20 protein-coding genes are annotated in these 19,879 nt (G+C 67.4%); 5 read left to right on the top strand and 15 right to left on the bottom strand.

Features of this window, described 5'->3' with window-relative positions:
• Positions 1–3 precede the first annotated feature (3 nt).
• From cheB to ACODS2_RS07460, 4 genes are read right to left on the bottom strand one after another with little or no spacing between them, the layout of a single operon-like run.
• Positions 4–1,062 (bottom strand): chemotaxis-specific protein-glutamate methyltransferase CheB, encoded by a 1,059-nt coding sequence (gene cheB, locus ACODS2_RS07475; RefSeq protein WP_488998247.1) that lies wholly within the window; start codon positions 1,060–1,062, stop codon positions 4–6.
• Complete coding sequence (locus ACODS2_RS07470; protein ID WP_488998246.1) at positions 1,059–1,928, bottom strand: CheR family methyltransferase; 870 nt, start codon at positions 1,926–1,928, stop codon at positions 1,059–1,061. Before ACODS2_RS07470 ends, cheB begins: the two co-directional genes overlap by 4 nt.
• On the bottom strand, positions 1,925–4,081 hold the full coding sequence (locus ACODS2_RS07465; protein WP_488998245.1) for a chemotaxis protein CheA: 2,157 nt from the start codon (positions 4,079–4,081) through the stop codon (positions 1,925–1,927). The genes ACODS2_RS07470 and ACODS2_RS07465 overlap by 4 nt, the downstream gene beginning before the upstream one ends.
• Positions 4,078–4,338, bottom strand: coding sequence for a chemotaxis protein CheX (locus ACODS2_RS07460; protein ID WP_488998244.1), 261 nt, complete (start codon positions 4,336–4,338; stop codon positions 4,078–4,080). Before ACODS2_RS07460 ends, ACODS2_RS07465 begins: the two co-directional genes overlap by 4 nt.
• 202 nt (positions 4,339–4,540) lie before the next feature.
• Between ACODS2_RS07460 and ACODS2_RS07455 the strand changes: the two genes are divergently transcribed.
• From ACODS2_RS07455 to ACODS2_RS07435, 5 genes are all read left to right on the top strand, one after another.
• On the top strand, positions 4,541–5,572 hold the full coding sequence (locus tag ACODS2_RS07455) for a chemotaxis protein CheB (RefSeq protein WP_298166765.1): 1,032 nt from the start codon (positions 4,541–4,543) through the stop codon (positions 5,570–5,572).
• Positions 5,573–5,808: 236 nt separating this feature from the next.
• Positions 5,809–6,459 (top strand): helix-turn-helix domain-containing protein, encoded by a 651-nt coding sequence (locus ACODS2_RS07450; RefSeq protein ID WP_488998243.1) that lies wholly within the window; start codon positions 5,809–5,811, stop codon positions 6,457–6,459.
• Positions 6,460–6,696: 237 nt separating this feature from the next.
• Positions 6,697–7,635: a GGDEF domain-containing protein gene (locus tag ACODS2_RS07445; RefSeq protein WP_488998242.1), complete on the top strand. Its 939-nt coding sequence runs from the start codon at positions 6,697–6,699 to the stop codon at positions 7,633–7,635.
• 144 nt (positions 7,636–7,779) lie between these two features.
• A complete protein-coding gene (locus tag ACODS2_RS07440; protein ID WP_488998241.1) occupies positions 7,780–10,260 on the top strand; it encodes a TonB-dependent receptor in 2,481 nt (826 codons plus the stop codon).
• A 303-nt stretch (positions 10,261–10,563) separates the two neighbouring features.
• A complete protein-coding gene (locus ACODS2_RS07435; RefSeq protein ID WP_488998240.1) occupies positions 10,564–11,433 on the top strand; it encodes a cobalamin B12-binding domain-containing protein in 870 nt (289 codons plus the stop codon).
• A gap of 3 nt (positions 11,434–11,436) precedes the next feature.
• Here ACODS2_RS07435 and ACODS2_RS07430 read toward each other — a convergent pair whose 3' ends face one another.
• From ACODS2_RS07430 to ACODS2_RS07380, 11 genes are all read right to left on the bottom strand, one after another.
• Entirely contained in the window at positions 11,437–11,814 is a 378-nt protein-coding gene (locus tag ACODS2_RS07430) for a flagellar export chaperone FliS (protein WP_488998239.1), read from the bottom strand.
• A complete protein-coding gene (gene fliD / locus ACODS2_RS07425) occupies positions 11,814–13,253 on the bottom strand; it encodes a flagellar filament capping protein FliD (RefSeq protein WP_488998238.1) in 1,440 nt (479 codons plus the stop codon). Before fliD ends, ACODS2_RS07430 begins: the two co-directional genes overlap by 1 nt.
• A gap of 30 nt (positions 13,254–13,283) precedes the next feature.
• Positions 13,284–14,417, bottom strand: coding sequence for an EscU/YscU/HrcU family type III secretion system export apparatus switch protein (locus tag ACODS2_RS07420; protein ID WP_488998237.1), 1,134 nt, complete (start codon positions 14,415–14,417; stop codon positions 13,284–13,286).
• Positions 14,410–15,201 carry a flagellar biosynthetic protein FliR gene (gene fliR / locus ACODS2_RS07415; protein WP_488998236.1) on the bottom strand — a complete coding sequence of 264 codons (792 nt, stop codon included), beginning with the start codon at positions 15,199–15,201 and terminating at the stop codon, positions 14,410–14,412. The genes ACODS2_RS07420 and fliR overlap by 8 nt, the downstream gene beginning before the upstream one ends.
• Before the next feature lie 141 nt (positions 15,202–15,342).
• Positions 15,343–15,615: a flagellar biosynthetic protein FliQ gene (locus ACODS2_RS07410; RefSeq protein ID WP_421836954.1), complete on the bottom strand. Its 273-nt coding sequence runs from the start codon at positions 15,613–15,615 to the stop codon at positions 15,343–15,345.
• Complete coding sequence (fliP, locus tag ACODS2_RS07405; protein ID WP_488998605.1) at positions 15,615–16,367, bottom strand: flagellar type III secretion system pore protein FliP; 753 nt, start codon at positions 16,365–16,367, stop codon at positions 15,615–15,617. The genes ACODS2_RS07410 and fliP overlap by 1 nt, the downstream gene beginning before the upstream one ends.
• Before the next feature lie 52 nt (positions 16,368–16,419).
• The gene (locus ACODS2_RS07400) at positions 16,420–16,689 is read right to left on the bottom strand and encodes a flagellar biosynthetic protein FliO (protein ID WP_298166786.1); all 270 of its coding nucleotides are present in this window, start codon (positions 16,687–16,689) and stop codon (positions 16,420–16,422) included.
• On the bottom strand, positions 16,689–16,949 hold the full coding sequence (fliN, locus tag ACODS2_RS07395; RefSeq protein ID WP_488998235.1) for a flagellar motor switch protein FliN: 261 nt from the start codon (positions 16,947–16,949) through the stop codon (positions 16,689–16,691). Before fliN ends, ACODS2_RS07400 begins: the two co-directional genes overlap by 1 nt.
• 27 nt (positions 16,950–16,976) lie before the next feature.
• Positions 16,977–17,861: a FliM/FliN family flagellar motor switch protein gene (locus ACODS2_RS07390; protein WP_488998234.1), complete on the bottom strand. Its 885-nt coding sequence runs from the start codon at positions 17,859–17,861 to the stop codon at positions 16,977–16,979.
• 15 nt (positions 17,862–17,876) lie between these two features.
• Positions 17,877–18,482, bottom strand: coding sequence for a flagellar basal body-associated FliL family protein (locus ACODS2_RS07385; RefSeq protein WP_488998233.1), 606 nt, complete (start codon positions 18,480–18,482; stop codon positions 17,877–17,879).
• Positions 18,483–18,512: 30 nt separating this feature from the next.
• Entirely contained in the window at positions 18,513–19,856 is a 1,344-nt protein-coding gene (locus ACODS2_RS07380) for a hypothetical protein (RefSeq protein ID WP_488998232.1), read from the bottom strand.
• Positions 19,857–19,879 lie beyond the last annotated feature (23 nt).

The following is a 19,879-nucleotide window of genomic DNA, read 5'->3' as shown; positions in this document are numbered from 1 at the left end:
GGATCAGGCCGCCTTGCTGAAGGCGTGGCGGGCGATCGTGCCGATCGGCGCGACAACCCCGGCGGCGCCGAGCGCAATGGCAGCGCGCGGCATGCCGAACACGGTGCTGGTCGCCTCGTCCTGCGCGATGGTGCGCGCGCCTGACCGGGCGAGCGCGAGCAGACCCTCTGCGCCATCGGTGCCCATGCCGGTGAGGAGGATGCCGACCGCACCGGCGCCGACCACTTCGGCGACCGAATGGAACAGCACGTCGACGCTGGGAAGGTGGCCGGACACCGGCTCTCCCCGGCGCAGGCGCTGGTAGAGATGGCCGCTGCGGCCGCCGACGGAGAAGTGGCGGTCATCGCCCGGCGCGATGTAGACGTGCCCATCGAGCAGCGGCAGGTCCGGCTCGGCCATCACGATCTTCGGCGGGCAGGACTGATCGAGCGTGCGCGCGACGGCGGGGGCGAAGCGTGCGGAAATGTGCTGGACGACCACGGTGGGCGGGCAATCGGCGGGAAAGCCGCCAAGCAGGACCTGCAGCGCTTCCACGCCGCCGGTGGAGGAGCCGATAGCGATCAGGCGCGGGCGTTCGATCAGCGCCGGGCTGCGGGGCGCGGTCGAGGTGCGCGGCGGCGTGGGGGGAGGTGGTGCAGGCCGGGTGACGAAGCGCACCTTGGAGGCATCGCGGATGAGATCGGCGAGCTTGCCTTCGTCATCGAACGCGTAGCCGTTGGAGCCTCCGCCCTTGGCGTAGCAGCCGACCGCGCCGATCGCGAGCGCGCGGGCGGTGGTTTCGGCGCCCTCGTGCGTGGAGCCGGAGACGACGATGACGGGCGTGGGGCGCAGCGCCATGATCTTTTCGAGGAAATCGAGCCCGTTCATGCCGGGCATCTCGACATCGAGCGTGACCACATCGGGATCGAGCTCCCGGATCATCTGGCGGCCTTCCGCCGCATTGGCCGCCGCGCCGACGACGACGATATCGTCCTCGCGCTCGAACCGCGCCTGGAGAATGGCGCGCATCGTTGGCGAATCCTCGACGATCACGACGCGGATCGGCTTGCTTGATCGGCTCATGCCTCGCTCCGACGATAGATGGTGGGGCCCGCAGTGGCGAGCATTTGGAGGGCGGGACCGGTCACGCGTTCGCTGTGGCCGACATAGAGCCAGCCGCCGGGAACAAGCGCTTCGGCAAAGCGCGCGACGAGGCGCTCTTTGGTGGGATTGTCGAAATAGATCATCACGTTGCGGCAGAAGATCACATCGAACTTGCCCTGCATTGGCCACTGGCCAAGCAGATTGAGCGTGCGGAAGCGGGCGAGCGAGCGCACGGTGGGGGCGATTTCGGTTTCCTCGCCCCCGGGCACCGTCCAGGCGCGCGTGAGCGCCTCGGGCACGGCCTTGAGCTCTTCGGTGCGATAACGTGCGGCCTCCGCCTTGCGCAGCGCGTGCGCGGCGATGTCGCTGGCGAGCAGGCGCACATCGCCGCGCGCGATGCGATCGCCCGCTGCGCGATCAGAGCCGAGCAGGGTCATCAGCAGCGACCAGGTTTCCTCGCCGCTCGAGCTGCCGGCGGACCACAGCCGTGCTTTGCCGCCGCGTGCGAGGTTTTCGATCAGGCCGGGGCGGACCGCGCTTGCGAAATGCTCGAAGTGGTGCGCCTCCCGGTAGAAGAAGGTGTGGTTGGTGGTCAGCGCCATGATCGCGCGGTTACGCTCGGCGGCGTCCTCGCGGATGCGCAGGATGTAGGAGCCGAAGGTGGCGCAGCCCGAATCGCGCACCAGCGGCGCGAGGCGCGAATAGACCAGCATCGCCTTGCCTTCGGCGAGCACGATCCCTGCCTCGCGGTGCGCGATCTCGCTCACCGCAGCGAAATCGGCCGCGCTGTAAACGCCGGGGCTGATGCCGGGCAGCGTTTCGGGAAGGGCGAGCGTGGCGCTCATGCCGCCTCGGCCAACAAGGGGCTGGGGCTCTGGCCGGAAAGGCTGCGCGCGACCAAGCTGTCGACATCGACGATGAGCGCAACCATGCCATCGCCGAGGATGGTGGCGCCCGAGACGCCTTCGACCGAGCGGTAGTGCGTGTCGAGGCTCTTGATCACGACCTGGCGCTGATCGCAGATCGCATCGACGAGAAGCGCGGCGCGGCCGGCGCCTTCGGTTTCGACCACGATGAGCACGCCTTCATGCGCCTGCTCGATCGCGCCCTGCGCGCCGACAGCGGCGTGGAGCGGCAGGACGGGAATGAACTTGCCGCGCACGTTGATCATCGCGCGGTGGGCGCCGAGGCCTTGCACTTCGGTCTGCGTGGGGCGCAGGCTTTCGACGACGTTGGCGAGCGGCACGACAAGCGTCTGATCGCCGACGTTGACGACCATGCCATCCGAGATGGCGAGGGTGAGCGGCAGGGTGAGCGTGAAGGTGGTGCCGCTGCCGGGCTCGCTGTCGATGGTGATGCGGCCGCCGAGTTCCTTCACGTTCTGGCGCACCACGTCCATGCCCACGCCGCGGCCCGAGACATTGGTGATCGTGGCAGCGGTGGAGAAGCCGGGGGCGAAGATCAGGTGGTCGATCTCTTCCTTCGAGAGCTGGGCATCGGGGGCGATGAGGCCCTTTTCGACGGCCTTGGCAAAGACGCGCTCGCGATTGATGCCCGCGCCATCATCGCCAATGCGGATGAGGATGCGGCCCGAGCGGTGCTCGGCGGAAAGGGTGAGCGTGCCTTCGGCGGGCTTGCCTGCGGCGATGCGCGCTTCGGCGCTTTCGATGCCGTGATCGACCGCATTGCGGATGAGGTGGGTGAGCGGTTCGCCGAGGCGTTCGATCACGGTCTTGTCGAGCTCGGTGCTTTCGCCCGAGACTTCGAGGCGGACATGCTTGCCGGTGGAGGTGGTGAGCTCGCGCAGGATGCGCGGCACGCGGCTGAACACCGAACCGATCGGCTGGGCACGGATCGACATCGCCGATTCCTGGATATCGCGCGTCAGGCCTTCGAGGATGGTGAGTTCTTCCTTCACCGCGAGGCCATCGCCCGCAAGGCGCTGTGCCATCATCGCCTGCGCGATGACGAGTTCGCCGACCGCATCGATCAGCTTGTCGAGCTTGCCGAGTTCGATGCGGATCGACTGGCCGAGCGCGGGGGGCGCGGGCGGGGCAGGGGGGGCGGCGGCCGGGGTGGCTGCGGCGCCAGGCTGCGCGGCGGCGGGGGCAGGCGCGGCCGGGGCGGCCACCGGGGCGGGAGGCGGGGCGGGGCGCACGGCGGGCATCGGCGCATCGCTGCCGATGGCAAGGCCGCAATCATCGCCGACGAATTCGAAGATATCGCGCGCGGAGGCTTCGCTCACATCGGCATCGAGCGCGAATGCCCAGCCGAGATAGCCGGTGCCGGGATCGAGCGTATCGAGCGGGGGGACGGCGCCGCAATCGCATTCGATGCAGCGCGCACCGAGTGCGGCGAGTTCGCGCAGGAGCAGCAGCGGCTCGCCGCCATTGCGCATGGCACCGGCGTGGGGCCGGACCTTGAGCAGCCACGCGGGAGCGGTGGCAGCGTCCGGCGCGGGCTTGGGGGCATCCATCGCGCCGGTGATGTCATCGAGCATGGCATCGAGATCGAAGGGATCGCCGCCGGTGTCTTCGTCTGCGGAGGTGGTAGCGGGGGCGGTGGCGACGGGTTCGGGCGCGGCGGGCGCGGTGGGCGCGGGGGACGGAGATGCGCCTGCATTGGCTGCCTGCGCGGCGGTCAGTTCGGCGAGGAGGCCGACGTCATCGGGCACTTCGGCAAGGCCGCGCGCGGCGCCGACGTGATCGCTCAGCGTATCGAGCGCGCGCAGGAGGAGGTCGACCAGCGGCTCGGTGATGGGGACTGCGCCTTCGCGCACATCGGAAAGCAGCGTTTCGAACGTGTGGGTGAAGGCCTGAAGCGCGACATAGCCAAATGCACCTGCGCCGCCCTTGATCGAGTGGACCGCGCGGAACACGGCGTTGACGGTATCGCCGTCCTGCGTGCCGGCCTTGCAGGCGGCGAGGCCCGATTCGGCGGCTGCCAGCGATTCTTCGCATTCGGCGAAGAAGATGGCCTGGATTTCCTCGGAGGTCATGCCGGACCTCCGTCAAAGAGTTCGGCTTCGAGACCGAGCTGGCGGGCGGTTTCGCGCAAGTGGGCGGAAGGCTCGATCACCGCGCCATCGCCGGTGCGGCGCGCGCTGACGAGGAGCTGGAGCATGGCCTGCCCGATCTGGGTGCAATCACGCGCATTGATATGGAGCGCGCCCGAGCCGAGCCCGGCCACCATTTCAGGCAGCAGGGCCTCGGCTGCGGCGCGGTCGCACCGGGGGGGCAGGGTGATCGTTGGCATAGAGGCGGCTTCCCTCGCTGGCCCCGCATCCGGGGGCACGCTTTCACCGCTGGCTTAGCGGGGAAGCGGCAAAGGTCGCCTTGCCCGGGACTTAAGGTGAGATACCTAACAGCGCGAGGAGAAATTTCAGGGAGACTGGAAGGTATCAACCCGCTCAAGCAGCGCCCACTGGCGGCGCGCCAACAGGAAGGTCAGCCTCCCCATGCACGAAGCCCGGGTCCTCGTGGTCGATGATTCCGCCGCGATGCGCGCGCTCTTTTCCGATATCCTCGACGAGGCGAAGAACGTCCGCGTCGTGGGTGTAGCGGCCAATGCCGGCGCCGCGCGCGATCAGATCGCCGAACTCAAACCCAATGTCATCACGCTCGACGTGGAGATGCCGGGGATGAGCGGGATCGAGTTCCTGGCCGAGATCATGGAAACCAATCCGCTGCCGGTGGTGATGCTTTCCAGCCTCACGCAGGCGGGGACCGAAACCTCGCTCAAGGCCTATGAACTGGGCGCGGTGGAATGTTTCCCCAAGCCGCTGAAAGCGACGCCGGAACAGTTCAGCAAGACGGTGGGCAAGCTCGGCAAGATCGTGCTCGCCGCCGCGAACAGCAACGTCCACGACCGCAAGGCGCGGGCGGAGCAGAAGGCGACGGCTGATGTGCCCTTCGCGTGGAACGGCCATATTGCGGCATTCAGCGCCTCGATGGGCGGGATCGACGCGCTGACGACGATCCTTTCGCAGTTTCCCGCCAATTGCCCGCCGACGGTGGTGTGCCTGCAGGCCGAACCGATGGTGGTCGAGACCTTCATCAAGCGGCTCGATACCGATCTCAAGTGCAACGTCCGCGCGGCCAGGGACGGCGCGAACTTGGCGCAGGGCACGATCCACATTGCCGCCGATCCCGATCGCCACGTGGTGGTGGAACCCGGCCAGCCCGCGCGCATCCGCCTGATGGAGCGCGATCCGGTGGACGGCGTGCGGCCTTCGGCGAACCTCCTGTTCGGCTCGATTGCGCGCGGTGCCGTGCCAGCGGTGGGCGCGGTGCTGACAGGCATGGGCGCCGACGGCGCGCGCGGCCTGAAACTGATGCGCGACGCGGGGCAGCATACTCTGGTGCAGGACCGTGCGACCGCGATGGTGGCCGAAGCGCCCTCCGCCGCGATCGAACTGGGCGCCGCCGCGCGAGAGGTTGGCCTCAGCGATCTTGGCGCCGCCGTGCTGAAAGCCTGCGGCATCGGCTGAGGCGCCTTGCCTGTTTCCCCTGAGGCGTTCCCGCTCCCCCCTGGAATGCCTGACTGTGGCCCGGAGCCGCTGCGTGCGGTTCCGGGCTTTTTTCTGTGGCGACCGGGTCTGCAAGCGTGAGCCTGACGCAGAGATTATGCCGGAATATTTGCCCGGAGCACCGCATGGCGCTGCGCCGGTAACCCGATCTTAACGGCTTTGGCAGCGATCTGGGCACGAGGAGAATGCCCCCCATCATGCCGATCCCTGCCCATTTCGAAGACCTTCCGTTCGATCCGCAGCGCCCGCGCGCTCCGCGGCGGCAATTGCGGCTGGAATCGGAAGGTTCCACCGCCTCCGGCGAGACAGCGCGGGTGCTGATCCACAACATCTCGACCACCGGACTGCTGATCGAAAGCGCCGTTCTGCTGGCCGAGGACGAACGGATCGAGCTGGCCTTGCCCGAAGTTGGCAATGCCGCGGCCCATGTCGTCTGGATAAGCGAGAGCTTCTATGGGTGCCGGTTCGAAACGCCGCTGCCCGCGAGCGCACTGGGCACACTGGAACTCTTCTCAAGGGTAATCAGCAAGGCCCCCCCCAGCGAGTCGGCTGATACGTTGCCGGTCCGGATCGCGCGGTTGCGCAAGGAGCAGGGGCTGACGCTCGAAGCGCTGGCCGCGCTCGTGAATGTCAGCAAGCCGACGGTCTGGGCGTGGGAGCAAGGCAAGACGCGGCCGACTCCCGAACGAATCGCCGCGCTCGCCAAGCTGCTCGGGGTGGATGAGGACGAACTCCTGACCGGGCGCGATGGCGATGCGCTGGCGCAGGCGCTGAACCAGGCGCGCCAGGTGGTTGCCGAGGCGTTTGGCGTCGATCCGGCGCGGGTGAAAGTGTCGATCGAGCTTTAGGCGCGGGAGTGCACGAAAGACTCGCTTTACCCTGAATTAACCACTTTTCATCGTGATGATTCGCCGTTATCTAATTGAATTAACGGCCAAAAATTAGTCCTGTTAGCTAACTCGCCTAACTTTGGCCGCCCGCTCACGAGGGGGCGGATCATGGATTGAGGCGATCGTTTCGCTCGGGCGGGTCAGGGGGGTCTTGGCTGCGCGGCCGGGTGTGCGGTCCTGACGGGGCAAGGGTGCATGCGGGCGGAATTCACGACGAGAGAACGTTTGGCGGCCTATGGCCTGCTGGCCGACCGTTCGACGGATATCATCCTCAAGACCGATTGCCGGGGCTTTGTGCTCGCCGCCTCGCCAGCGCTTGAACAGCTTGGTCTGGCGCTGCCGGCGATGCTGATCGGGCCCCATGTGCGGGACCTTGTTCACCCCGACTACCGTGATCTGATCGAAGAGGAACACCGCTTCGCGATAGCCGGGCAGGGCAGCGACGCGTGGCTTGAAATCCGCGCGGCCCGCGAGGAGCGCAAGGGGCGGTGGTTCGAGTTTCAGGTGAGGCCGATGTCCGATCAGAGCGGCCGGATCGATGGCGCGCTGGTGGTGATGCGCTGCATCGCCAAGCGCAAATCGCTGGAAGAGCGGCTGTTCGCTGCCGAGTTCACCGATCCGCTGACTCGCCTTACCAACCGCATCGCCTTCGTCGCGATGCTCGACCATGTGGTTTCCAAGCCGCACCAGGCCACGCTTGCGCTGTTCGACATTGATCACTTCATGCGGCTGAACATGCGCTTCGGGCAGCATGCGGGGGATGATCTGCTGGTGGCTTTCGCCGGGCTGCTGCGGGCGATGACGCGCAGCGACGACATCATCTCGCGCGTATCGGGTGAGCGCTTCGGGGTGATCATGCCGGGACTCCTGCCTGAGGCGGCGGCGGCAGCCTGCGCGCCGATCGTGGAAACCTTTGCCGAGGCGGGACGCGCGACCTTGGGCGGCACCTACGCCGTTTCGACCAGCGTCGGCATCGCCGGGATCTCGCTATCGGCAGACAACACCGTCCAGCAGGCCGAACTGGCACTGTTTCTGGCGAAGGCCAAAGGGCGATCGCGGATCGAAACCAGCCTGAGGCCATCGGGTGAAGGCTCGCAACGCGCATTGACCGACAGGCGTCCTGGATTGGCGTGATGAGGTTGACATGTACAAAAGTTAATCAAAAATCTGTAATATGTCTCGGTTCTGTAACTAACTAAAGTCAAGTCCGCCCCGGTCAGACGGTGCATGGGGCAGCGATCATTGCGGCTCCGCCCGTTTCCAGGGAGGACCTTACGAATGATGATCTGCAAGCCATGGACGCTCATGCTGGCTGCTTCCGGTCTGGCGCTGGCGAGTTCCGCCCATGCGGCCGAAACCGCGCCGGTTGCGGCCCCCGCGCCAGCCGACCAACCCGCTGCTGAAGGCAGCACCAGCTCGGGCCTGACCGAGATCGTCGTCACCGCCACCAAGCGCGAGACGAACCTCCAGAAGACGCCCATCTCGATCTCGGTGATCGGCGCCGACATTGTCGAAAAGCGCCATGTCCAGAGCCTGATGGACCTTGCCGATGGCGGCGTGCCTTCGCTGCGCGTCGCCACGTTCGAAGCCCGCCAGTCGGCGCTGACGGTCGGCATCCGCGGTATCGTGCCGTTCGACCAGAACCAGGTGGCGCGCGAGCCGGGCGTCGGCGTCTATATCGACGGTGTCTATCTTGGCCGCTCGCAGGGGCTCAATGCCGCGCTGTTCGATGTTGCGCGGATCGAAGTGCTGCGCGGGCCGCAGGGAACGCTGTTTGGCCGCAACACCGAAGGCGGCGCGCTGAGCATCGTGACCAAGGCACCTACGGGCGAATTCGGCGGGCGCGTTGAGGCCGGTGTGGGCAACTATGGTTCGTACAACGGCGCGTTCCACATCAACCTGCCGGCGTTTGCCAACTTCGCGGTGAAGGTGGACGGCCTGATCGATCATCAGGACGCGACCACGAAGAACCCGGCCAGCGGCCAGTACGGCTGGAACTACCACAACCGCGTGGGCGGCCGCATTGCCGGCGAGTGGAAGCCGATCGACGGCCTGACGGTCGACCTCACTTATGATCAGGCGAAGGACGAGAACACGCCGTTCTACAGCCAGCTGATCAACTTCAATCCGAACGGATACGATGTCGGCAGCTTCGTCGGCAGCAAGCTGGTGTGCCCGGGCAGCGCCCCCTGCATCGCCCCCAAGGCACCGCTGGTGCAGGTGAGCGGGAACCACCGCGTGTCGGTCGCCGACCTCGGCGTGATCCAGCAGCCCAGCATCGACGAGACGCACGGCTTCAGCGCGAACATCAAGTACAAGCTGACCCCCGACATCGAGCTGCGCTCCATCACCGCGTGGCGCGGGGTCGAGACGCACCAGTGGGACGGTTCGGCCGGTGCGCATCGCAGCACGTTCGCGCCGAACGGCCAGTTTGGCCGCTACAGCCTGTCCGAGCTGTTCCAGCACCAGTTCAGCCAGGAGTTGCAGCTCGTCGGCAGCATTCCGCAGATCGATTTCGTGCTCGGCGGGTACTACTTCAACGAGCATGTTAACGAACGCGCGGCGACGCCGAACCCGATGCAGTGGAACGCGGATGGCACCGGCTACACCTTCGTCAATCAGGTTCCGGCCAATCCCAACGCGCCGATCACCTCGGGCAATCAGGGCTGGGACCGGGCCTACTGGTTCATCCAGCGTGACAGCGAGGCCGTGGGCAAGAGCTATGGCGCGTTCGGGCAGGCGACATGGACACCGGCCGGACTGGATGTGCTGCACCTGACGGCTGGCGGGCGCTATACGCACGAGACCCGCAAGGGCGCGCTGACGGTGATCAACAACGCGCCGTTCCTTGGCGGCAACCTCGATTACAAGAACAGCCGGTTCGATCCGATGGTGACGCTGGCATGGGACGCGGCGGAGGGGATCAACCTCTACGCCAAGTACTCGACCGGCTTCCGCGCGGGCGGTGCCAACTCACGCTCGGGCTCGTTCCGCCAGTTCGCGCCCGAAGCGGTGAAGTCCTACGAAATCGGCGCAAAGACCGATTTCTTCGATCACCACGTGCGCCTGAACCTTGCCGGGTACATCATGGACCGCAAGGGCACCCAGATCGACTTCGACTTCGTGGATACCAACCGGTTCCTCAGCGACGGCGTGACGCCCAATCCGTTCTTCAACAAGCACACCGAGGAAACCGCCAACGCGCCGGGCAATTCGCCGATCCGGGGCTTTGAGGCTGAACTCACCGTAAAGCCGATGGCGGGCCTGACGCTGGGCGCGAGCTATGCCTATACCGATGTGAAGGTGCCGGCGACGCCGAACCCGCTGGCGGGGCCCTTGTTCGGGATCCCCTATCAGGTGTTCACGGTCTACACGCCCAAGAACGCCGCATCGGGTTCGTTCGACTATGAACTGCCGATCGGGTCCGGCGGCATGGCGGTGATGCTGCACATGGATGCCAACTATTCCGATCCGACCTACAGCTTCCAGAACGAGAACGTGCAGACGGAATCGGCGTTCATCGTCAACGCGCGGCTGGCGCTGGCGGATATTCCGCTGACCACGAACGGCACCAAGGCGACGATCAGCGCCTGGGCGCGCAACCTCTTCAACGAGGACCACATCTATCGCCGCTCGAACGCGAACAGCGCCCCGACCGTGAACAACGATGGTTCGCTGAACTATTCCGGCGTGCTGGGGGATTACGCCAACTTCAACCCGCCGCGCACTTTCGGCGTGCAGGCATCGATCAACTTCTGATCTAGCCGGGAAAACCTTTCGATGCGCAGACTCCCCCCCGACTGCGCAAAGGTCGGATGGAGGGGCCTGACGGCTCCTCCATCCTTCGAGAGGCCCGGTATCCTGCGGACTCCGGTGCCTAAGGCGGCCCGCCGCCCCGCCCGACGCGACGAAGCACAGAATCTCTGACACTTAAGGGCGGGGGATAGCCTGAAACATCCCTCGACAGGGTGGGGCGGATGTGGTGTCTTAGCTCTTAACGACTCGTAAGCGGTTGTGAGCGTTGGGGGAATTTTCGCCATGGGACGGGCGGCCAGGGTTGCAATGCCGGCAATTGATCGGCGGGGAATTGAAAGGCTCGAGGCGCATTTCGTCTCGCCTGAAGTCTATCGCCGCGATGACGTTGCCATCCGGCAGGCGCGGCTGGCCGAGGTTGTGGCGGAGCGGATCATTCCGCAGTTGCTGCGGCTCCACACCGAAGTTCTGCCCGATGCACCGCCGGTTGAGTTGGTGGTCGAGGTGCTGGCGCCCAGCAGTTCGGATATCTCGGGCCTCGCGCATATCGTGCTGGGGAGCGATCTGGAGGCGGCGGTTTCCTACATCCTCGTGCTGCGCGACCGCGGCCTTTTGCTGGATACGCTGTTCCTCGAATTGCTGGAACCGGCAGCGCGCCATCTGGGCCAGCTGTGGGACCAGGACGAGTGCGATTTCATCGACGTGACGCTGGGCGTGGCGCGGCTGCAGAAGCTGCTGGCCATGTTCAACGGATCGCACCTGTTGCCGGGGCTCGACACGCGCCGCACCGTGCTGATGGCGATGACTCCGGGGGACCAGCACTCGTTCGGTGCGAGCATGGTCCGGCGATTTCTGGAAGGTGCGGGCTGGGACGTGGAATCCGCGTTCGACCGTAGCGCCGCCGAAATCGCCAAGGCGGCGAGCGCGCAGTGGTATGCCGTGGCGGGGCTGACCGTCGGTTCGGAACGCTCGCTCCCCGCGCTGGAGGAAACGATCCGGCTGATCAGGCGGGAATCGCGCAACCAGATGATCGGCGTCATGGTCGGCGGCCCGGTGTTCACTGCCAACCCCGCGCTGGCGCTGGAAGTGGGCGCAGACGGCACGGCGATCAATGCGCCGGCGGCGGTGCTGATGGCGCAGAAGCTGTTTGACGAAATGGCGCTGAAGACCGCGAACTAAGGTTCAGTTCGCGGTGCCGAGCATCGCCTCGCGGATATCGAGGAGATCGGTGCGGATCGTTTCCAGCTGCCGGGCATCGAAGCGTAGTGCATTGTCGAGTATGGTGCGGCGCGCGGCCTGATAGAGCTGGAGCAGCGGCTGGCTGACGGGGTTTGCGGTATCGACCCCGAGTTCGAGCGCAGTGATCGCGGCGACGGCGCGGGTGAGCGCGGCGCTCTTGGCAGAATTGTCGCCATGCTCCTGCGCGTAAATCGCGCGGCCGAGCGAGCCTGCGGCCTGTTCGAGGCACAGCGCGACGAGCTGGAGCGAGCTGGCACCCTTGACCCGTGCGTCGAAATCGACGCGGCGGTAGGTTTCTCCGGGGTCCTTGCGCAGCTGCATCAGTTGTTCTTCCCGTTCCAGGCGTCGATTTGCTGCTGCAGGAACGACAGCGTCGATTTTGAGCCATTGATGTTCGTATCGAGCTTGGCGAAGCGCGAGACGAGGCGCTGGCGCAGGTCTTCCTGCTTGGTTTCCATCGTGCTCTTCTGCGTGCCGAGCGTGGTCTGCAGCTTTGTGAGCCGCGCGATCGAGCCGCCGAGCGTGGACGTGTCGGTGCTGGAACTGACGGTGCGGGCAAGTTTGTCGAAGGTCGCGAAGACCCCGTAGAGCCCGGTGGTGAACATCGCAGCCGTCCCGATGGGATCGCGCTTCACCGTGGCGGCGAGGCGCGTCGTATCGAGCGCGAATGTGCCGTCGCGGTTGGTCTTGAGGCCGAGATCGGCGAGCGTGGTGGGGGCGCCGGTGGCATTGGCGGGCATGACCTCCGCGCTGGCCAAGGTGGTCAGTTGGCGGCGCAGGGCGCGCGCGCCGGGATCGTTGCTGAGCGCGCCGGTGGTGGGATCCGTATCCTTGTTGAGTTCGGATACCATCTCATTGAGCGCGGCGGTGAGATCCTGCATCGCGGTGGTGATCGCGCCGCCCGGCTCGCTGTAGCTGATCGTGGTGGGGGTGCCCGGGTTGGTGCCGGTGAGCTTGAGCGAAAGGCCGGGGGCGGCATCGGCGATGGTGTTCGTCTTCGAGGTGCGCGCGACCCCATCGAGGACGAAGGCGGCGTCGGTCGCGGGGGCCTTGAGCCGGGTGGCATCGCCCGAAGGGCTCCAGGCGAGGGCGGCGAGGCCGGGTTCTGTCGGGCTTTCCGTGGCTTCCAGGACGAAGCCGTTGGCTGCGCCGTCCTGCCCCTTGAGCACGAGCTGCGCGCCGCTGGTGCCGGTGGCCACATAGGCGGTGACGCCCGCGCCGCTGCCGTTGATCGCGGCGGCGACGGTATCGAGCGTGGCGCCGGTGGGGATCGTGATATCGACTGCGGCGCGGGCCGTATCTGCGGTGAAGGTGCCGCCGCTGACGGTGCCGAAGCGCAGGGTGAGCGTGCCCGCGCCGACGGGGGTGGTGCTGGACGCGAGCGGAGGCGTGACGAGGGTCTGCGCCTTGGCGAGCGAGGTGACCTCGAGCGTGGAGGTGCCGCGCCCGGTGGCGGCGCCCTTGCTGACTTGTGCGACGGTGCTGTTTGCGATCTGCGGCGTGGCGGCCAGATCGCCGGTGCGTACGCGGTCGCCCAGCGAGGAGGCGAGGCTGGTGATCATGCTTCTCAGCGTGGAGGCGGAGGAAATCTGGGAGGCAATCCGGTCCGTCTTCGCGGTGATCTGATCGAGGCGCGCGGCGTATTGCGCGGCAGCCAGCTGCTCGGCGAGCTGGGTCATGTTGATTCCGCTGCCCCCGCCGAGCGTCGACACCAGATTGGAGGTGGCCGAGTTCGAGGAGGTGGCGGAGGTGGTAGCCATGCTTTCCAGAACGGCGAAAAGGGCGCGCGGTTAAGCCGCCTCGGGGCGGCCTTCGGCGTCGAAACGAAGTTCTAGCGGGACATCGACCTGGGGCTGAGGCGGGGCGTCGCCTCGCTTCAGGGCCAGCACGAAAGCGAGCACGGCAGCGATGGCGGCATAGAGCTCCTCGCGGATCATCTGGTTCTCGCGCGTGGTAAAGTATACCGAGCGGGCGAGCGCAGGCGAGGAGAGCGTGGGGACGGCCATTTCGGCGGCCATTTCGCGCATCGCGAGCGCCTTTTCACCGCGCCCTTTGGCGAGCACGACGGGGGCAGGGGCCTTTTCCGGATCGTAGGCAAGCGCGAGACTGAAATGCGTCGGGTTGGTGATGACGAACTGGGCTTCCTTCATCGCCGAAGCGAGGCCGCCCATCGCGATCTGGCGCTGGCGCTGGCGGATCGCGGCCTTGCGTTCGGGCGAGCCTTCGCTTTCCTTGCTCTCGTCCTTGAGGTCTTGCAGCGACATTCTGAGGCGCATCATGCGGCGCAGCCACTGCACGGGATAATCGACGAGCGCGATGACGACGAGGCCGCCCCCGAGCGCGTAGAGTAGGGCGAGGAGCGTGTCCCAGCTATAGGCGAGCTGGCCGCGCAGCTCTCCGCCGCCGAGGCCGACGATGGCGGGGATGCGGCCTTTGATCCAGACGTAAGCGATCGCGCCGAGGAGCACGAGTTTTGCGAGGCCCTTGGCGAGTTCGATCCAGCCTTGCGGGCCGAACATGCGCTTGAGGCCGCTCATGGGATCGAGGCGGGAGGCCTTGGGCGCGAGGTTGCCGCCGACCCAGCGGCCCTCGCCAAGGCCGAGCTGCGAGATCAATGCGGCGGCCATGAGCAGGCCGCCGAGGGTGAGCACCGGGGGCAGCGCGGTGAGCAGCGCGGCGTGGATCAGCGGGGCAGCGTCGAACCGTTCGAGGCTGGCGCGGTCCCACACGAGGCCGATGCGCGCCATGCGTTGGAGGCTGGTGAGCACCCACGGCCCGGCGAATTGCAGCCAGGCCGCGCCGCCCAGCACGCTGATCGCGATGCCGAGTTCGCGCGGGCGCAGGACGTCGCCGTTCTTGGCGGCGTCGGTGCGGCGCTTTTCGGTGGGGGCGAAGGTCTTTTCGCCCGGTGTTTCCTCAGCCATGCTTGGCGCTTACGAGCTGGGCGGCCTGGGTGACGGCGGCGAGCGAGAGGTCGCTCAGCCGGTCGGTCAGCAGCGGGGCGGTGAGGATCAGCGCGGCGATGCCGGCGAGGACGCCTGCGGGCAGGCCCAAGGAAAAGAGATTGAGGCTGGGGGCCGAGCGGCTGATCACTCCGGTCATCACTTGCACGAGGAGCAGCAGCAGCGTGACGGGCAGCGCGATGGCGATGGCGGCGGTGAGCATCTGCGCGCCGAAGCTGGTGACGAGCATCATGCGATCAGGCGTGAACCACGCAGAGCCGGGAGGAAACGCGCTGTAGCTTTCGACGATCAGCGCAAACCAGGTGAGGTGCGCGCCAAGGCCGAGAAACAGCACGGTGAGCAGCACCGAGAAATACTGGCCGAGCACCGGCGAATGCGCGCCGCTGACGGGATCGGCGGCTGAGGCGATGCTGAGGCCCATCGAGCCGCCGATCATTTCGGCGGCGATGAGCGGGGCGGCGAAGCTCCACTGCAGGACAAAGCCGAGCGAGAGGCCGATGAGGATTTCCTGCGCGGTGATGAGGAGGCCTGAGAGCGTGAACAGCGCGGGCGGCGCGGCGACCGGGGTCCAGGCGCAGACCAGCACCGCGACGGCACCGGCAAGGCTGACGCGCAATTGCATGGGGACGGAGTTCGCGCCGAATAGCGGCGCGGCGAGGAGCGCGGCGCCGATGCGCGTCATCACGAAGATCATGCGCCAGAATTCGGCCTCCAGCGCGCCGAAGCCGAAGTGGAGGGCGATCATGTGGCTTCCCCCCCTCCCCAGTGGGGAGGGGCTGGGGGAGGGGGTACAGCGCTGGCGGGGGATACCATTCCCCAACCCCTCCCCATCGGGGAGGGGCTTTTGCAGATGGGGCTTACGGCGGTGGCGATCATTTCCCGGCCTTCACTTCCCGGTCTGCGCGATCTGGGCGAAGATCTCGACGAGGAAATCGCCGATCAGGCCCATCATCGCGCTGCCGAGCAGCACCAGCACAAGCGCGATCGCGCCGAGCTTGGGGACGAAGGTGAGCGTCTGCTCGTTGATCGAGGTGGCGGCCTGCACCACGCCGACGACGAGGCCGACGGCCAGGCTGGCGAGCAGCACCGGGGCGGCGACGAGCGCGGTGACCCAGAGCATCCGGTCGGCGAGGGCAAGGAGGGCGGCGGTGTCGTTCATCAGCCGAAACTCGCGGCGAGGCTGCCCATCAGCAGCGCCCAGCCATCGACGAGGACGAACAGCAGGAGCTTGAACGGCAGGGAAACGATGGTGGGGGACATCATCATCATGCCGAGGCTCATCAGCACCGACGAGACCACGAGATCGATCGCCAGGAACGGCAGGAACAGCATGAAGCCGATCTGGAATGCCGTCTTGAGTTCGCTGGTGACGAAGGCGGGGAGGAGGATCGAGAAGGGGACGTCGGCGGTCTTCGCGAACTTGGGGGCCTTGGCCATGGCGGCGAACATCTGGAGATCGTGCTCGCGCGTCTGGCGAATCATGAAGGCGTGGAATTCGGTCCCGGCGACGGTGACGGCCTGCTCGGCGTTGATGGTGCCGGCGGAATAGGGCGCAATCGCGTTCGCGTTCACCTTGTCGAGCGTGGGGGCCATGATGAACAGCGAGAGGAACAGCGAAAGGCCGATCAGCACCTGATTGGGCGGCGACTGCTGAAGGCCAAGCGCCTGCCGCAGGATCGCGAGGACGACGAGGATGCGGGTGAAGCTCGTCATCATCAGCAGGAGGCTGGGCAGGATCGTGAGCAGCCCCATGATGAGGAGCAGCTGGAGCGAGAGCGAGAGGCTGCCGTTCGACTGCGCGCCTGCGATCTGGCCAAACGCGCGATCGAGCGCGCCGGGGATGGCGGTTCCAGTGGGGGCGGCAGCGGGCGCGGCGGCGGCAAGATCGGCGGCGTGGGCCGGGAGGGCCATGGCCAGCGCGACCAGCGCAGCGGGGATCAGGAGGTGGATGAGCTTCACCGGATCAATCCTCGCCGGCTGCACGCGCGGGCACTTCGGCCAGCCGCACGAGGCCTTGCTTCGAGGCCGAGACGAGGATCTCGCGCCCCCGGAACTCGAGCACGGCAATGCGCTGGCCGGGGCCGAGCCACTGCGTCTCGATGATTTTGACGCTGCGCTGCCCGCCGGTGGGGCTGAAGCGCTTTTCCATGCGGCGGGCGAACCTGAGGCTGGCCCAGGCGAGCCCGGCGATCAGCGGCAGGACGATGGCGAGCTTGAGGAGGTACCAGAGCATCAGACTTGCGCCTCCTGCCCGACGAGCTCCACGATGCGCAGGCCGAAGCGTTCGCCCTGCGCCACCACTTCGCCGCGCGCGATGAGTTTGCCGTTGACCATGACATCGAGCAGCTCGTCGGTGAGGCGGTCGAGCATGACGACGCTTTCCTCACTGAGCGAGAGCACGTCCTTGAGCTTCATCTCGGTGCGGCCAAGTTCGACGGTGAGGCGCACGTCGACATCCTTGAGGAATTCGAAGCCGCGGGTCTGGAAGGTCATGAGGGCATCCTGGGATGGGTCGCCGGATCAGGCGAGCTGGGTGAACTGAAGGGCGACGCGGTCGTCCACCGCGCCGACGGTGCCGTGGCCCACGAGCGCCTCGCCGATGCGCAAGGGCACGCTGCGGGCGACCGGGACGGCGAGGACCTGCCCGATTTCGAGCGCGGAGAGCGTTGCGAGCGGGAGCGGCACATCGACGAGCACTGCGCGCACGGTGAGCGGCATGTCCGCGAAGGGGGGATCGCGCGGATCGGCAGGGGCAGCAGCCCGCGCGGGGCCGAGGGCCGGGCGCGCAGCGCCGGTGAGATCAGCGAGCGAGGCCATGGGAAAGCCGAGCCGCAGCGACCACGCCGGGCGCGCGCCTTCGCGGATCGCGAAAGTAAGGACGGCGAGCGGGGTATCCTCGGCCAGCGCGGCAAGCTCGGCCATGGTGGCGGCGCGGTGCGATGGCCGGATGCCGCCTTCCAGCCCGAGCGCAGCGGCCAGTGGGGCGGCGATCAGCGTTTCGATGCGCTGGACCATGAGTTCGGCAGACAGCGGGAGTTCGCGCGGGAGCGGTGAGGGTGCCTCGCCGGGGCCGCCGAACGCGAGGTCGAGCAGGCGCAGGACCGTATCGCCCTCGATCGCCGAAAGCAGGGGGTGGCCTGCCGCGCCTGCGGCAAGGAGGCTGATCGCGACCAGTCCGGGCGGTGCGAACGCGCCTGCGGTCATCTCTGCCGGCGGGCTGCATTCGACCATGGCCGCCTCGCCGCCATGAATCGGCGCGAGCGCGAGGCGCAGCTTGCGCGCAAGGCTCTCACCCGCGCGTGCCAGCACGGGCAGCAGCTCGGCCGCGGCGGGGGCCGGGCGGAGCAGCGCCTCGCTGTGCCGGGCAAGCGGCCGCTGGGCGACGAGAGGGCGTTGCGGTTTCATGGCAGCGGGCCGACGTTACTGGACGATGAAGGTCTTGAAGTAGACGGCATCCACCCCGCCGAAGCCTTCGGTATCGGTGAGCACCTTGTTGATCGTGGCGACGAGGCGCTTCTGCAGGTGCGTCTTGCCCTCGGCGGACTGGACGTCCGCGCCCGGCGTATCGGCGATTGCGGTGAGCAGGGCCGAGCGTATGGCGAGCTCGTGCTTCTGCAACCAGAGGATCACGCGGTAATCGCGGTGGGTGGAGCAGGCGATGCTGACCTGCACCAGCATGTCCGAATCCTTCATGTTCGACGTGAAATCATCGGTGAAGCTGAAATAGGCGGTGCGGTATTCGCTGCCGCCTTCGCCATCGACTTCGTGACCGCCGCCGCCTTCGCCCCCGTGCTCGCCTTCCTTGGCGGCCGGGGCATAGGGGTCTTCCTCGCCCTTCTTGATGAGCTTGGGATTCTTGTCCTCATGCTCGTTTTCGTGTCCGCTGCCGCCGATGATCCCGGCAGCGACGAGTCCGTAGGCACCGCCGCCGCCCACGGCGAGCAGCGCGCCGGCAGCGCCGATCTTCAGCATCATGCCGCCGCCCTTCTTCTTGGGCTTGGCGTCCTTGTCCTTCTTCTCGCTCATCGGTGGTCCTTACGGGTCTCTTGAATGGGGTCAGGCGAAGATGCCGCCGCGGCGTTCGTCAGTGGATGCGGGCGAGCGGGCCGGGTTGGCGGCGGGGCGCTGGGAGGCGGAGGTGTAGGCGCTCTGGCGCTGGTGGCCGGTGCCGGGCTGGCCCTGCCCCTGCGCTTGCCCCTGCCCTTGCCCCTGAGTCAGGGTCTGGCCGGACGTTTCGGGGGCGGAGGCCACGCGCGCGGGTTCCGCCGAGGCAGCGGCATGAGCAGCGGCGACAGCAGGAGCGAAGGCGGGATCGGGGCTCGCCAGCGCGACCGAGAGGCCGGTGGCATCGCCCTCGATGCGAAGCGAGATGCGGCCGAATTCGGCGTGGCGCATGGCGACAGCGACAGGGCCAGCGGGCTCCAGACCATCGCGCGCGCGGGCGATGGAATCGACGAGCTGGTCGAAGCTGATCGGCTGCGCTCCGGTGGCGGCTGGCGCCGTGAGTGTGGCGGCGGGCGCGAACGTGGGCTGGGCCTGCGCGAGCGCGGCGGCGGTTTCAGGCGCCGGGAGGGCCGCGATCTTTGCGGCAGGGAGCGCGGGCTCGGCCTCGGCGCGGAGCTTGCGCGCTGCGGGGCGATCAGGCGTGGGGGTGCCGGTCAGCGCGGCGAGCGTCGAGGGCTGCGCGCGGGCGGTGTTTTGCACGGCGGTTTCAGGCGCGGCTTGATCCGGGCTGGCGGGCTGCTGCGGCGCGGGGACGGCTGCTGCTTCGCTTTCGAACACGAGGCTGGCGACGGCGAAGGCCGCTGGGTGGGTGGTTTGCGCGGCGGGAACCGGAGCCGCTGCGGCATCGGCGGCACGTGGGGTGGCTGGAGTGAGGCCCTGTGCGGGCACGACGGTTTGAGCGGGCTTGGTCGATGCTGCCGCGGCGGCGGGAGCAGCGGCAGGAGCGGATTGGGGAAACGCCGCGCCGGTCAGCGCGAGGACGAGTGTGGTGGTTACAGTCTGGGGCTGGTCGCTGGCGGTCTTCTCCGCAGGCTCTGGTGCTTCGCTTGCGGCGGGCTTGGCTGCGCTGAGGACTTGCGCGGCGACAAGCGTGAACGCGAGTGGCGATACGGCAAGCGCCTGCCGGGCGGGCGGCAAGGTCTTGCCGGGTTCTGCCGGGGTATCCGGCGTGATGGCCACCTCGGTTGGCAATGCGGGGGCCTGGACAGGAGCGGTGAGGGTCAGCGAGGCGGTGAGCTGCGGATCGGCGGAAGCTGGCACTTCGCGCGCTAGAAGCGCCGCAAAGCCGGGCGTTTCGGCGCCCTGCGCGCCGGATGCTGCTGCAGCCGGAGCGGCCCCGTGGGTGGGGACTGCTGCTGCGACGCTGGAAGGCAGGGCGGAGGCAGGCGCGGTCATGGCGGGCGGCGGTCCTTGGCGAG

The sequence above is a fragment of the Novosphingobium sp. FG137 genome (assembly GCF_057809735.1).
Note: the sequence above shows the minus strand (reverse complement) of the source record. Positions and strands in the feature narration are given on the sequence as shown.

Coding starts and splice junctions, on each gene's coding strand:
- cheB (WP_488998247.1), bottom strand. CDS start 1,062: ATGAGCCGATCAAGCAAGCCGATCCGCGTCGTGATCGTCGAGGATTCG.
- ACODS2_RS07470 (WP_488998246.1), bottom strand. CDS start 1,928: ATGAGCGCCACGCTCGCCCTTCCCGAAACGCTGCCCGGCATCAGCCCC.
- ACODS2_RS07465 (WP_488998245.1), bottom strand. CDS start 4,081: ATGACCTCCGAGGAAATCCAGGCCATCTTCTTCGCCGAATGCGAAGAA.
- ACODS2_RS07460 (WP_488998244.1), bottom strand. CDS start 4,338: ATGCCAACGATCACCCTGCCCCCCCGGTGCGACCGCGCCGCAGCCGAG.
- ACODS2_RS07455 (WP_298166765.1), top strand. CDS start 4,541: ATGCACGAAGCCCGGGTCCTCGTGGTCGATGATTCCGCCGCGATGCGC.
- ACODS2_RS07450 (WP_488998243.1), top strand. CDS start 5,809: ATGCCGATCCCTGCCCATTTCGAAGACCTTCCGTTCGATCCGCAGCGC.
- ACODS2_RS07445 (WP_488998242.1), top strand. CDS start 6,697: ATGCGGGCGGAATTCACGACGAGAGAACGTTTGGCGGCCTATGGCCTG.
- ACODS2_RS07440 (WP_488998241.1), top strand. CDS start 7,780: ATGATGATCTGCAAGCCATGGACGCTCATGCTGGCTGCTTCCGGTCTG.
- ACODS2_RS07435 (WP_488998240.1), top strand. CDS start 10,564: ATGCCGGCAATTGATCGGCGGGGAATTGAAAGGCTCGAGGCGCATTTC.
- ACODS2_RS07430 (WP_488998239.1), bottom strand. CDS start 11,814: ATGCAGCTGCGCAAGGACCCCGGAGAAACCTACCGCCGCGTCGATTTC.
- fliD (WP_488998238.1), bottom strand. CDS start 13,253: ATGGCTACCACCTCCGCCACCTCCTCGAACTCGGCCACCTCCAATCTG.
- ACODS2_RS07420 (WP_488998237.1), bottom strand. CDS start 14,417: ATGGCTGAGGAAACACCGGGCGAAAAGACCTTCGCCCCCACCGAAAAG.
- fliR (WP_488998236.1), bottom strand. CDS start 15,201: ATGATCGCCCTCCACTTCGGCTTCGGCGCGCTGGAGGCCGAATTCTGG.
- ACODS2_RS07410 (WP_421836954.1), bottom strand. CDS start 15,615: ATGAACGACACCGCCGCCCTCCTTGCCCTCGCCGACCGGATGCTCTGG.
- fliP (WP_488998605.1), bottom strand. CDS start 16,367: ATGGCCCTCCCGGCCCACGCCGCCGATCTTGCCGCCGCCGCGCCCGCT.
- ACODS2_RS07400 (WP_298166786.1), bottom strand. CDS start 16,689: ATGCTCTGGTACCTCCTCAAGCTCGCCATCGTCCTGCCGCTGATCGCC.
- fliN (WP_488998235.1), bottom strand. CDS start 16,949: ATGACCTTCCAGACCCGCGGCTTCGAATTCCTCAAGGATGTCGACGTG.
- ACODS2_RS07390 (WP_488998234.1), bottom strand. CDS start 17,861: ATGAAACCGCAACGCCCTCTCGTCGCCCAGCGGCCGCTTGCCCGGCAC.
- ACODS2_RS07385 (WP_488998233.1), bottom strand. CDS start 18,482: ATGAGCGAGAAGAAGGACAAGGACGCCAAGCCCAAGAAGAAGGGCGGC.
- ACODS2_RS07380 (WP_488998232.1), bottom strand. CDS start 19,856: ATGACCGCGCCTGCCTCCGCCCTGCCTTCCAGCGTCGCAGCAGCAGTC.